Below are 13766 nucleotides of genomic sequence, written 5' to 3'. Positions count from 1 at the left end.
ATTACGATAATTGCATCAGGCTGTCTTCGCGGCGTATGTTTTCAAGCTCATGCATAAAAGCTTTTCCCCAGTTATCAATATCATAATGCGTTACCTGCTCAAACAGCCTTTCCATCCGCAGCTTTCTTTCATTCTGATCCAGTGCCAGCGCCTGTTCCAGTCCCTGCACCAGGTCTTTAATATCATAAGGGTTGGTACGGATGGCATAAGAGAGCTCAACAGAAGCGCCTGCAAATTCGGATATTACCAATACGCCATCGGCAGCGGTTTTTAGTCCCTGCACCCCGATATATTCTTTGGCTACCAGGTTCAACCCATCCCGCAATGGCGTTATCCATGCCACATCGGCAATGGCATAATAAGTAATTACTTCTTCAAAGGGAACCGATCTGAAAAAGAAATGAATAGGCACCCAGTCTAACCGCGCGTACTTGCCATTGATCTTACCAATAGCCTGCTCCAGCTCGGCTAATATTTTATCATACACTTTCATGCCGGAAGCGGGCGGCGTGCAAATATTAATCAATTCCACTTTACCATGGAGATGCGGATTGCGTTCCAGGAAGGACTGAAAAGCGTTTATTTTTTCGAGCGGACCCTTTACATAATCTAACCGCTCTACCGATAAAATAATTTGCTTGCCCTCTCTTTGCTTTTGCATTTTCTTTATTCTTTCCTGCGTGGCCGGCTGCTCAAAAATGTGACGGATATTTTTCATATTAATACCAACAGGGTGTGCACCCAAACGAATGATCCTGCCGCCGGCATCTATCTCTCTTGTCATTTTATCTACGCCCAATGCGCAGCTATAGGTCAAAAACCTGTCGGCACAGGATTGTTCAGAACGCACTTTAACGGGGATATGGCTCTTTACTACATCTACAAAATTTTCTACATACCGGGGGATATGAAAACCGATATAATCACATTGCAGCATGCTGCCAATAATTTCTCTCCGCCAGGGAATAATATTAAAAATATCGGCCGGCGGAAAAGCGGTGTGATGGAAAAACCCAATTTTTACATCCGGGCGTAATTGCCTTAATATTCCCGGAACCATCCACAGGTTATATTCATGTATCCATACGGTAGCATTTTTATCGGCTTCCGCGGCGGCCCTTTCGGCGAATAAACGATTTACATTTACATACTGTTCCCATTGCTCATGATTGAACCTTACCTTATCGGCAAATGAAAATATAACCGGCCAAAATGCTTCTTTGGAAAATAATTTATAAAAAACATCAATTTCCTTTTTGGTAAGCGGAATACTGGAAGCAATAAGATTAGGGTATTTATTTTCATCAATATACCGGTCGGCACGCGCTATATTTTTGTTCCGCACTTCTTCCCATGCAATCCATGCGCCTGTACGTCCGTTGCTGAAAAAACCCAGCAGGGAAGGGATAATGCCATTGGGGCTTTTCGGCGACACTTTCTTTTCCGTTCCGTTTATTTCTTTCATTTCATAAGGCAGGCGGTGATACAGCACCAGCAACTGCGTATCACCCTGCGCATCTCCGGGAACGTTGTTTGTCCCGTTGTTTACATACCCGCTGAACTCAGGAAAATGTTTCATAGACTCCAGTATGCCACCCGCACCCTGCGATTTTGCCTGTAATACGTTGGGCATGCCATTGGTATAATCCATCAATGCTGGTTCCGCAGCGCCTACAACCACACCTTTATACTGCGTATCATACAGGGAGCGGTCGTTAAGCGTATCGCCTGCTACCAATATGTCTTTCGCAGAAAACTGCATGAGCTTAACCAGCCGTTTCAGCGTAGATCCCTTATTGATGTTTTTGGGAAGAATATCAAGGAACCTTCCGGCAGACAGCAATACATCGAGCCCCATTTCATCAGCAACTCTTTTTACGGTATCAATATCGGTACGCTCATCATAAAAAAAAGAGCAGCGGCGTTGCTGCGATACCGGTTGTAAGCGAAGTCCTTTTATTTTTCGCATTTGTTTTTGGATAACCAGTGTACCCGGCCACTGGTTTTCAATTTCCGATTGTATCGGCTGAACGGGTTCCAGGGTTTGCCCGTTCAAAATGGTAGCGCCAACATCGCAAATAATATAATCCGGATCGGGAATAACAGGATTGTCGAGCAAAGGCATCACACTTTCAATACCACGTCCTGTAACAAACATCAACCGTATATTTTCCTGTTCCCGTATTAAACGGTAGAGCTTCAAACGGTCTGCCTGCCTGCCTCCCAGGAATGTTCCGTCAAGATCAGTTGCTAATAACATAAAATAAATTTATTGTTCTTCATGCTGCTGAAAAACGGTTTAAAAGTATATAAAGAACAATCACCTGCTTTACAACAAGTGAGCTGATCTGTTTACAATTGTTTTAATTATTTCCGCCCGAATAGTAGACGAAGACTATGTTTAATTTCCCAAACGCCAACACGCTGAAGTGTGGTACACAAATGTGGTTTGGAACGGATTTGCAGCGCAAAGGTAAAAAATTATCCCGGGCAGCCACAGATAAAGCTGCATTTTAATAATGTGTGCGCACACATAACATATGATCAACAGGTATTCAACGCTGACTACTAATCTCTTTGCCGTGGTTAATCACTACAATGAAAACAATGAATAGGATCGCAAAATAGAATACTGCTGTTAATTGGTACATTTATATTGCTTACAAGCTTGTAGCAACAACAAAAATCAAAAGATAATGACAGCGCAAAACAACACGCCTCTTTTTTCAAAAGGTGAAAAATTATCCGCTGAATGGTTTACCGGCAATGCTTTTTTGCAGCCCTTGCTGCCAAAAGACAGGAACAATGAATTTGCCCTCGTGAGTGTAACGTTTGAGCCCGGTGCAAGAACGAACTGGCACACACATCCCAAAGGACAGGTTTTAATCATTACAGAAGGAGAGGGATTTTACCAGGAAAGGGGTAAGCCTGCACAAAGCATTAAGAAAGGTGATATAGTAAACATACCCGAAAATGTGGAGCATTGGCACGGGGCTGCTGTAAACAGCAAGATGGCACACATTGCTATTACCAATTACAAGGGCGAAGAGAATGTAATGTGGCTGAAACCTGTAACGGATGAAGAATTTAACGAAGTAAATAAATAGTAATCACTTAAAAATAAGAGCAGGCGTACGTTTCTAAGTTCCTTATCTTCAGGCGATGATTGTTATATCAACTAACTCAATTCAAATTCCGGTATTCATTTGGCGTATAACCTACCCGTTGCTTAAACAGCCTGCTGAAATGCTGTGGGTACTTAAATCCTAATTCAAAAGCAATTTCATTGATATTTTTATTGGTATCAAAAATCTTGTTCTTGGCTATATCAATAATTTTGTTCTGGATGTATTCCTGCGCTGTTTTTCCTGTCTCCTTTTTTATCAGGTCACCAAAATAATTTGCTGATAAATGAAGCTCATCCGCAAAGTAGGCTACTGATGGCAACCCAATATTATAAGGCTTTTCAGATCCGAAATAGCTGTTCAGCAATGCTTCAAACTTTTCCAGTATTCCTTTATTAATATTCTCCCGGGTGATAAACTGGCGGTCATAAAACCGCTCACAGTAATTCAGGAACAATTCAATATTGGATGCAATCAATTTTTTGCTATGCTTGTCCACCGGTTGACTTAGTTCATTTTCAATCTTGGAAAAACAATCAAATACAGTTTTTCTTTCCTTCTCAGACAGATGTAATGCTTCGTTGGTGTTGTAACTGAAAAAGCTATACTCATTCAGGCTTTTGGCGAGAGATGTGCCTTTTACCAGGTCCGGGTGAAAAACCAAACCATGTCCCATTGGCTGATAATAATCTACTTTGTTTTCCACGTCAATCACCTGTCCGGGAGAAATAAATACCAATGTACCTTCCTCATAGTCGTAATAATTACACCCATATTTTAAATCTCCGCAGTGCACTTCCTTAAGAAAAATACAGTAAAGCCCGAAAGTCATCCGGGAACCTGTTCTTTTCTTCGCTTTTGAGAAATCAACGATACTGACCAATGGGTGTAGTGTTTCATGATCATTGAAAGCATTGTACTGGTTTACCGTATCAAAATTATATGCCTGTTCCATAGCTATTATTTTTTGCTTATACAAAATTAAACGTTCTGCTATAACAATACCGGCAGGTACATCCCAATAAGTAATATTGGTAGTAAAATCCGTAATCGGTATACTCATTGGCTCAATATCAAAGCGGAACTTTGCAATATGATGAAAAAACGTAAACCTGGAAACAGCGGATTGGAAGTATCGGCCCTTGGACTGGGTTGTATGGGGCTGAGCTTTGGCTATGGACCCGCTGCCGACAGACAGGATGCTATTAATTTAATCAGATCAGCGTTTGATGCAGGCATAACTTTTTTTGATACCGCAGAATGTTACGGTCCGTTCACCAACGAAGAAATTGTCGGTGAAGCCTTGCAACCATTCCGCAAAGATGTAGTGATTGCTACAAAATTTGGCTTTCAGGATGGCGATTCCGCTAAAGGATTGGACAGCAGCCCGGCAAGAATAAAAGCGGCTGTTGAAGCATCTTTGAAAAGATTGAAAACAGATAGTATTGATTTGTTGTATCAGCACAGAGTTGACCCTAATGTACCGATTGAAGAAGTTGCCGGAGCAGTAAAAGATCTAATTACAGAAGGGAAAGTAAAACATTTCGGGTTGTCGGAAGCCAGTGTGGAAACCATACGCAAGGCACACGCTGTACAGCCTGTTGCCGCATTGCAAAGCGAGTATTCTATGTTCTTCCGTGAGCCGGAAAAGGAGATCATTCCGACTTTAGAAGAATTAGGGATCGGGTTTGTGCCATTTAGTCCTTTAGGAAAAGGTTTTTTAACAGGGGCTATCAATGAAGAAACAAAATTTGAAACCAATGATTTCAGAAACATCGTACCACGATTTTCTGAAGAAAACAGGAAGGCGAATCAGGCATTGGTGGATTTAGTAAAAATAATTGCAGCCGACAAAGATGCAAGACCTGCGCAGATTGCTTTAGCCTGGTTATTGGCTCAAAAGCCCTGGATCGTACCCATTCCGGGAACAACAAAATTGCATCGCCTCAGGGAAAATACAGGATCGGTAAATATCATTTTGTCTATGGAGGAACTAAGTAGCATAAACGCAGCATTACAATCCATCAAAATATCAGGAGAACGTTATCCTGCACATCTAAAAGCAAGGGTTGGAAAATAAAATTTCAAAACAATCATTGACATTATGGAAAATAAAAATCATAAAAAGGTGGCAACACAGGTAATTGGTATTTATATACTGATAGTTGTTGCCGTTACCATTGCATCGTGTGTCTCAACAAAGCAAAATCAAAACAGCAGTTTGATAATTAAAGAACAGGGAGCATTCTCGGCTGGTGGTACGGTCGTTAAAAGCGAAGGCACCTTTGATGCCTTAAAACCGTGGAATGTGCCGCAGGGCGGGCAAACACGACACGGGGACCACGCTGATGTTTTTTACCAGCTTCCGGCAAATTCAAAACAGCATTCAATGGTGTTCCTGCATGGCTATGGGCAATCCAGGCGCAGTTGGCAAACCACTGCCGATGGCAGAGAAGGTTTCGCGGATATTTTTTTGCGAAAAGGCTATGGCGTTTATCTCGTTGACCAACCCGGTCGTGGTGATGCAGGGCAAACCACCAAACCGGGACAAATTACCGCAACACCCGATGATCAAACCTGGTTTACACAATTCCGGATCGGCTTATATCCCAGCTTCAACGAAGGAGTACAATTTCCAAAAGATTCAACATCGCTTGATCGGTTTTACCGGATGATGACACCCAACACAGGTAATGTGGACGAAACCACAATTGTTAACGCAATGTCGGCCGTATTTGATAAAACAGGCGATGGTATTCTTTTTACCCATTCAGCAGGAGGTTCGCCTGGTTGGAAAACTGCGATTAAGAACGACCACGTAAAAGCCATTGTAGCCATTGAGCCGGGCGGATTTACTTTTCCTGAAGGGGAAGTACCCGAAGGTAATCGTGGCGGCAGAGGGGTGCCGCTTAATGCGTTTTTAAAATTAACTGAAATTCCTATCGTGGTTTATTATGGAGACTACATACCCAAAGAAGAAACCAGTGCAGCTTCGCTCAGTTTTTGGCGTAATGTACTGACTACCGCACAACAATGGGCAAAAGTAGTAAATGCTCACGGTGGTGATGTTACCATTGTTCATTTACCTGAATTGGGTATTAAAGGAAATACACACTTCATAATGTCAGATTTGAACAGCAAGGAAATTGCAGACTTACTTGCAAAATGGTTGAAGGAAAAAGGATTGGATAAGTAATATTGGTAGTAGTTCCCGTAATCTGTCTACCATAAAATCCTTTCTCCCGCCGGACTTTGCATACATAACAGAAACGAATATGAAAACATTACCTATCGGACTATTCTTACTTATTATGGGAGCACGATCAGCTTTCGCACAAAATTCTTCCGCAGACCAGGAGATCATTCATCTTTCCAGAGAAAAATGGCAGTGGATGTCAGACAAAAAAACAGATCTCCTGGATAGTTTCTTTCACGAAAAATCAATGTTCGTCCACATGGGAGGATCCTGGGGAAAAGAACAGGAAATGAATGTTATTAAAAGTGGAGGTATCTGGTACAAGAAAGCAGACATTCATGAAGTGTTTGTGAATGTAATTGATAATACTGCCATTCTTTTAAATAGAATTGATTTGCTGGCTGTTGTTGGAGGAAATGAAGTAACGAACCCGTTTATGGTGACGGAAGTTTATATAAAACAAAACGGAACCTGGAAATTAGGCTCGTTATCGTTTACAAGGTTACTTACACCTCCCTCTAATAATGATCATTAAAAATGCATCAGGAATAAAAAAGTATTGGTGGGTTTAATCATCAGTATCAGATAATAAAATGGAATAATAATGAGTAAACGCTTAAGGTCAATACTATTTGTAATGACGGTAATGCTAACAACCATGGTGAGTGCCCAGGGCGATGCAGATGAAAGTTTAAGCACAAAGCAACAAGCGATTGTTTGCATTGCGGCAGTTACGGCGAAAGGCGATCTGTTAAAACTAAAAGCGGAACTAAACGCAGGGCTTGATGCGGGACTGACTGTTAACCAGATCAGGGAGGCTATTGTTCATCTCTATGCCTATGCCGGGTTCCCCCGGAGCCTTCGGGGGTTACAGACTTTTATAACCGTACTGGATGAACGTAAAGTTAAAGGCATTAATGATGAGACAGGTGCAGAAGCGTCGGTCATTAATGATGAACGTAGCAAGTACGACCGGGGAAAGGCAATATTGGAAGAGTTAACTGGTGTACCCGAAACAGGAGCCAAAACCGGATACGCAGCATTTGCACCAGAAATTGAGGTATTCCTCAAAGAACATCTTTTTGCAGACATTTTTGAACGGGATGTGTTAACCTATGTTGAAAGAGAATTGGTAACCGTATCCGTACTCAGTAGTATTGGTGGCGTGGAACCCATGCTTCGTTCACATCTGAATATATGCCTGAATGTTGGTTTAACCCCAAATCAGCTACAGCAATTCGTGAGGGTTATTAAATCAACTATTGGAAAAAAGGAAGCAAAAGCAGCTCAAAAAATTTTGGATGAAGTGTTGAAAAATAAAAAATGAAAAAATGAAACGGATAACATCAATAATCGCAATAGCAACATCAATGGCAGCTACAGATACTGTAAATGCACAATCTACTCAAAAGGTGCGTCAACAAAACCCCTTTACACTGGTATATGAAGGAGCCATTACCAAAAATGAAAAAGGAAAAGTAAACATTCATCCGGTTACTTATAAAATCAAAGATATTACAATTGCTGCCAATGTTTACACACCACCTGACTACGATGCTTCACAGAAATACCCGACGGTAGTTGTTGCACACCCCAACGGAGGCGTAAAGGAACAAGTTTCGGGTTTATATGCACAACGGTTAGCGGAACAGGGCTATATTACTATTACTGCAGATGCTGCCTACCAGGGAGCCAGTGGCGGAGCGCCTCGAAATGTGGATAAGCCTGCAAATCGGATTGAGGACATACATGCAATGGCAGATTTTATTTCACAATATAAAGGCGTTGATACCGCAAAACTTGGCTTGCTCGGTATTTGTGGCGGCGGCGGTTACTCCTTAAAGGCGGCCCAATCAGATAAACGATTTAAAGCGGTTGCCACATTAAGCATGTTCAACTCGGGTGTAGTAAGACGTAATGGCTTTATAAACTCGCAATATTCAACAATCCAGGAAAGGTTAAAACAAGCCTCAGACGCACGTGCATTAGAAGCAGCAGGAGGCGAAGTACGTTATGCAGGTGTGGCCAACCCAACAGATGAGGAAATTGCCGGGATTACCACCGATCTATATCGCGAAGGCTATGTGTACTATTACAGAACCCATGCACACCCCAATTCAACCTTTAAATATACTATGAGTAGCTTGCTGAACTTAATGACTTTTGATGCCGGCACCAATATGGATTTAATCAACCAGCCCTTATTAATGATTGCAGGAAGCAAAGCCGACACCTATTATATGACAGACGATGCATTCAATAAAGCAACCAATGCAAAAAACAAGGAATTATTCCTGATTGACGGAGCTACTCATATACAAACCTATTGGAAACCAGAATATGTGTCGCAAGCGGCAAATAAACTGGTGAAATTTTATCAAACGAACCTTTAAAATTTAAAAAAATGAACTATAAAAATATAGCAATGCTGTTGCTTATTGGAGTGGCTTTATTTTCTTGTAATCAGCAAAATGAATCGGCGCAAATAACTCAACCGGGGTCGCAAAAACCAACCGTTTTTGCAAAAGGAGAAATAATTACCAACGATAATTTTACCGGTACTGCATGGCTGAACAATTTGGTTCAGGCCGACAGCATCAATCAGAATGCTGTAGGAATTGTGACCTTTGAACCAGGCGCAAGAACAAAATGGCATTCCCATCCGGCCGGACAGATTATATTGGCGCTGGATGGCGTAGGATACTATCAGGAAAAAGGAAGCCTCAAAATTATCGTGAATAAAGGTGATGTTGTGAAATGTCCGGCCGATATGCCTCATTGGCATGGCGCAAGCGCCGGCACAGCCTTCGTGCAGATTGCCGTTACCAGCAGACAAAATGGCCCTACGGTATGGCTGACACCTGTGACAGATGAAGAATATACATATTAAGACAAAAGCACTTCATTCAAAAATCACCAGCCTAACAGCAGATTTTTCAACAATTAAAATTGTTGATGAGCGCTATACAGGAACATCTGCACAACAGACAAATAAATAATGCAACGATATCATGAAAAGCGCTCACCACAGGAACTGCCGCAAAAACGGAAACCCGTAAAGCAAACGGAATGCTGATGCTAATTGGTACATTTATATTGCTTGCGGCTTGTAGCAACAATAAAAATCATACATCAGGAATTTAAAAATACTATAATGGAAAAGTTTGAAGTGAAAGCATACGGCACCTACGCTGCCACGAAGCTGTTAGAACCGTTGAATATAGAGCGCAGGAAAGCCACCCCGCAAGATGTGGAAATTGATATCCTGTACTGCGGGGTCTGCCATTCCGACCTGCATACGGCCCGGAACGATTGGGGCGGCACCAGGTATCCCGCAGTCCCCGGTCATGAAATTGTGGGGAGGGTAACTAAAGTGGGCAGCGGAGTAACCAAATTTAAGGTGGGAGATCTCGCGGCTATAGGCTGTATGGTAGATTCATGCCGCGAATGTTTGAGCTGTAAACACGACCTGGAACAATATTGCATCCCGGGCAATACCGGAACCTACAACGGCAGGGATAAACATCTGGGAGGTCATACTTTTGGAGGCTATTCGGAAAAAATAGTGGTAACGGAACACTTTGTTTTAAAAGTACCTGCAAACCTTGATCCTGCCGCTACCGCACCTTTGCTTTGCGCAGGCGTTACTACCTGGTCGCCCCTAAGGCACTGGAAAGTAAAAAAAGGAAGCCATGTGGCCGTTATAGGCTTAGGCGGACTGGGGCATATGGCCATAAAGCTGGCTAAAGCGCTGGGAGCAGATGTTACGCTTTTTTCACGCTCTCCCGAAAAAGAAAAAGACGGGCTTGCATTAGGCGCCGGCCAGGTTATTATCTCTACCGACCAAAAGCAAATGTTGGAAGCCAAAGGGAAATTTGACCTCATCATTGATACCGTTCCCTATATCCATGATGTTAATCTTTATATTCCTGCATTAACCGTCAACGGCACGATAGTGCTGGTAGGTTATCTGGGGCCGCTTGATCCCATGCTAAACAGCGTTCCGATGATCCTGGGCAGAAAATCGGTGGCAGGTTCCGTAATTGGCGGCATTGCCGAAACACAGGAATTGCTTGATTTTTGTGGAGAGCATCATATCGTTTCAGAAATAGAAGTGATCAAAATGCAGGATATTAACCAAGCTTACGAACGGATGCTAAAAAGCGATGTGCGTTACCGCTTTGTGATTGATATGGCATCATTAAAAAATGAAAGCAGGTAGAAAAGAGAAGGCCTTGAGGATGCTATTTTAATTCGTATGTAAAAGAGCCTCCTCTTCACCGGCTGAGCATTTTTCTGAATGCTAAAATGCTATACCTTTCTGTGGAATGGTATTGATGGTAAGGTAAACCACATCTTTTATTTTTACGCCATCTCTGCCATATGCCTCAAACCTGATCCGCATAGTATGAACAGGTTTTATATCCGGTATCTCCAGAAAAACAGACTGTCTGTCTTCACTTAAAAAAACATTTTTAACAATCACGGTATCTTCTCCTTTCTCGCCTTTATGCTTTATGGAATAATGCGATGAGCCATAATTGCTGGTCCATTTATAATTCCATTGACTCACCTTATAATTTTCCGCCTGCTCACACTTTTCCTTATCCAGCTCAAAATTAAATTGCAGTCTTACCCCGTTTTTCACAACCTCAGCATCTTTAATGAGGTGTCCTTCACCACCCTTATACCTTATCCTGTTCAGCGTACCATATTTTGAAGCAACACCATCATCCCACCCGGTAAGCCCGGTTACATATATTTGTTTATCTGCCGGGTTAACTGTGGCGCGCTGAATACCTGCATCAAATTGAAATGGAAATGCGATCATGGATCCCTGTGTTACACCATTGGCTTCGTGCGGATGAAAATGATATACCCAGCCTTTGCCATAGCTGGTATGAATGAACTGATTACCCAGTGGCCCCCAGCTTTTATCGCTCCATACGCCTCCGCCCGGGGAGTTGTCAAATTCCTGTGGTATCCACAGCGCAGGAGGTTCAAAGCTTCGGGGTACGGGAATGATATCTGCATTCACTACCCCGTCAACTACCTGGTCTTCTCCGAATTGAATACCGTCGGGGCTCCACTCTTTACTGGCCAAATTGGGAACATACCCGTAGAATTTTCCTTTTTTGATGTGATTGATCTTATTGGCAGGCGTCCACTGGCCCTGGTTATCGCTCACAAAAATGTCATTACCCGGAGTTAGGGTTATGCCGTTGTTTACGCGGAAGCCTGTGGCCAGGTTTTCCCATTTTTTCCCGTCGGGTGATATTTTGAGTACGTTGCCCGGCATTTTATTATTGGTATACGCTCCGGGTTTGGCATAATACAAATTACCTTCGCTGTCTGTTTCCAGTCCAAAATTAAACGCGTGGAAAAAAGAGGATACATCCGTATCCGGGAAGAAATTTTCATAAAAATCAGTTTCATTATCCCCGTTAAGATCGTGCAGTATAATAATCCCGTTCCGGCAGGTTACATAAATTTTACTCTTAATTACTTTTAAGCCCATAGGCTCATACAAGCCTGCGGCAATTCGTTGCCAGCTAATATTTTTTAAGCTGTTATCAATACCTGTTGCCATCCATACATCGCCACCGTAGGTTGTCAGAAGCAATCTGCCATCATCCATAAAGGCAAGCGCGGTAGGGCGTATCCAGCTATTAGCTTCATTGTTAAACGGCAGGCCAATATTATCCACTGCATAGGGATAGTCACCCCTTATTTCAACGAGCTTACCCGCATCCGTTTTATCCTGATCTTTATAATATACAGGATCGGCATGCGGTTTCCCTGCATTCAGTTCACCCTTTGCAGGTACGTTATAATCCCACAGGCGGCTTCCACCTTTTATTATTGCGGATATGTTGGGGAAAGCGGTTGCGGATACCTGCTTTTTAAACCGGGAAATAAAATTTTCCAGTTGCTGTTCTCCTTCGCCGGAAGTACGTAATACATGCACCGAAATGTCTGTTGTTGATGCAGGTATCGTTAAAATCATCCTGTTTTGGTCATCAACATATCCTGTAACCCCGGCACCGCTTGAAAACACACCGGCAGCCAGAAACCTGTTGGTAACATTACCAGCCGAAGTGGAACTTACCAATATATAGGCCTGATCAGAGGAAACGGAGTTAACCCATTTACCATCTGCTGAAATGATTCCATTTTTAAAAGCCCCCTTTTCATCCCGGAGCTGACCAATATAAATTTGCTGTTCCTGCCCCGGCCCAATTTGTAAAGTTTGTGTGAGCAGGATGCTGTTGTTGTGCTTAGCGGCTGCAGGCAGCTCATATATTTTTCTACCGCTTACGGAATAAGACAGTATAACCTGCTTCCCGTTTTTATAATGACCATGGAAGCGCATGATCTCCGATGGAAGCGGCGACCGGACACCAGTGGTTTTATTCAGCGCTTCTAAACGGCCGCCGAATGTCCATTGCCACGTATCAAGTCCATTGAGTACATTACCTTCCACAAAAGGCTCCCCCTCTCCCCTGTATCTTTTATATTTTGTATCACCGGTATTCAGCTCTCCTTCCCAGGCGGCAGTTAAGCCCATGCGTAAAAGGTTATAGCTGATAGCCACATGCTCATCTAACAGCACAGTAAGCGCAGCCGTTGTATGATCTTTAAGCTGGGAATAGATGGCCGTACCATAATCACTCTTTGTGCTACCAAACCAGTCCTGCCCGTATTGTAATGACCCTTTCAGCGCATCGGCTTTTATCGTTTTGAGGTAATTTTCGCGGGAGCGTTTTGACCTGGGAAGCGTAGCCAGGTATTCATCGGTAATGTTGAAATATTGATGTGCATTGGAATCCTTTATGAATTGCTCGCGTATGTACTGTATTACATAATATCTTTCCTGCGGGCTCATCCACGACTGGGCGGGCATCATACCTGCGCCATAGGTAATGGTTTTCCACATGTCAAACGGGCCGTTACCAAAACGCAGCGTATCCCTGCTGAAAGAACGGGCCTGCGGAAGTGAAGAGGTACCTCTTTCTCCATGACAGGCTACACATGCGCTCTTGTATATTGCTTCTCCTTTTTGAAACGTGCTGCTGTTCAGTTCCCGGATCACTGTTGCATGATCTATGTCTGAAGAGTGATCTGTATTACATTGAAGAAGGAAAAAAGAGGTGGCCATACAAGTGATCAGCACATACGGGTTCTTAAAAAAGGACAGGATTTTCATATTATGATGCCGCTTCATTTTGGGTTTATTTGATCCGGGTTGTTAAGTGAGCCTTGGTGTACTGAATTTCAGCGTACCGCACGATATCATCTTCCACAAAGCAGGTTAACCTGAAACAATAAGGAACCTCCTGCGTTTATCATAAGGAGAGAGTCCTCCGGTATGCGGATACCCTCAAATATATTGCAATAAATAAAAATTCAAATTTCAAATCCAAAGCAAAAAGTTTTTAAATCCG

At 42.8% G+C, this 13766-nt stretch carries 11 protein-coding genes; 8 read left to right on the top strand and 3 right to left on the bottom strand.

The window, feature by feature from the left end; translation table 11 throughout:
• Position 1: 1 nt before the first annotated feature.
• Entirely contained in the window at positions 2–2260 is a 2259-nt protein-coding gene (gene ggpS, locus PLE34_RS05830) for a glucosylglycerol-phosphate synthase (protein WP_324554858.1), read from the bottom strand.
• Between the two features lie 436 nt (positions 2261–2696).
• Here ggpS and PLE34_RS05825 point away from each other — a divergent pair, with 436 nt between their 5' ends.
• On the top strand, positions 2697–3107 hold the full coding sequence (locus PLE34_RS05825) for a (R)-mandelonitrile lyase (RefSeq protein WP_324554856.1): 411 nt from the start codon (positions 2697–2699) through the stop codon (positions 3105–3107).
• Between the two features lie 76 nt (positions 3108–3183).
• On the opposite strand, the gene PLE34_RS05820 is transcribed toward PLE34_RS05825, so the two are convergent.
• The gene (locus PLE34_RS05820; RefSeq protein ID WP_324554854.1) at positions 3184–4188 is read right to left on the bottom strand and encodes a helix-turn-helix domain-containing protein; all 1005 of its coding nucleotides are present in this window, start codon (positions 4186–4188) and stop codon (positions 3184–3186) included.
• 30 nt (positions 4189–4218) lie between these two features.
• On the opposite strand from PLE34_RS05820, the gene PLE34_RS05815 reads away from it, so the two are divergent.
• From PLE34_RS05815 to PLE34_RS05785, 7 genes are all read left to right on the top strand, one after another.
• The gene (locus PLE34_RS05815) at positions 4219–5205 is read left to right on the top strand and encodes an aldo/keto reductase (RefSeq protein ID WP_324554853.1); all 987 of its coding nucleotides are present in this window, start codon (positions 4219–4221) and stop codon (positions 5203–5205) included.
• 24 nt (positions 5206–5229) lie between these two features.
• Positions 5230–6321, top strand: a complete 1092-nt coding sequence (locus tag PLE34_RS05810) for an alpha/beta hydrolase (protein WP_324554851.1) — start codon at positions 5230–5232, stop codon at positions 6319–6321.
• Between the two features lie 79 nt (positions 6322–6400).
• The gene (locus tag PLE34_RS05805) at positions 6401–6856 is read left to right on the top strand and encodes a nuclear transport factor 2 family protein (RefSeq protein WP_324554849.1); all 456 of its coding nucleotides are present in this window, start codon (positions 6401–6403) and stop codon (positions 6854–6856) included.
• A 69-nt stretch (positions 6857–6925) separates the two neighbouring features.
• Complete coding sequence (locus PLE34_RS05800) at positions 6926–7648, top strand: carboxymuconolactone decarboxylase family protein (RefSeq protein WP_324554847.1); 723 nt, start codon at positions 6926–6928, stop codon at positions 7646–7648.
• Between the two features lie 4 nt (positions 7649–7652).
• On the top strand, positions 7653–8714 hold the full coding sequence (locus tag PLE34_RS05795; RefSeq protein ID WP_324554846.1) for an alpha/beta hydrolase: 1062 nt from the start codon (positions 7653–7655) through the stop codon (positions 8712–8714).
• A gap of 11 nt (positions 8715–8725) precedes the next feature.
• The gene (locus PLE34_RS05790) at positions 8726–9211 is read left to right on the top strand and encodes a cupin domain-containing protein (RefSeq protein WP_324554845.1); all 486 of its coding nucleotides are present in this window, start codon (positions 8726–8728) and stop codon (positions 9209–9211) included.
• Positions 9212–9475: 264 nt separating this feature from the next.
• The gene (locus tag PLE34_RS05785) at positions 9476–10543 is read left to right on the top strand and encodes an NAD(P)-dependent alcohol dehydrogenase (RefSeq protein WP_324554844.1); all 1068 of its coding nucleotides are present in this window, start codon (positions 9476–9478) and stop codon (positions 10541–10543) included.
• Between the two features lie 81 nt (positions 10544–10624).
• Here the strand turns inward: PLE34_RS05785 and PLE34_RS05780 are convergent, their stop codons facing one another.
• Positions 10625–13546, bottom strand: coding sequence for a DUF6797 domain-containing protein (locus PLE34_RS05780; RefSeq protein WP_324554843.1), 2922 nt, complete (start codon positions 13544–13546; stop codon positions 10625–10627).
• Between the last annotated feature and the right edge of the window lie 220 nt (positions 13547–13766).

The sequence above is a fragment of the Agriterribacter sp. genome (assembly GCF_035445465.1).
Classification (GTDB): Bacteria; Bacteroidota; Bacteroidia; order Chitinophagales; family Chitinophagaceae; genus Agriterribacter.
Note: the sequence above shows the minus strand (reverse complement) of the source record. Positions and strands in the feature narration are given on the sequence as shown.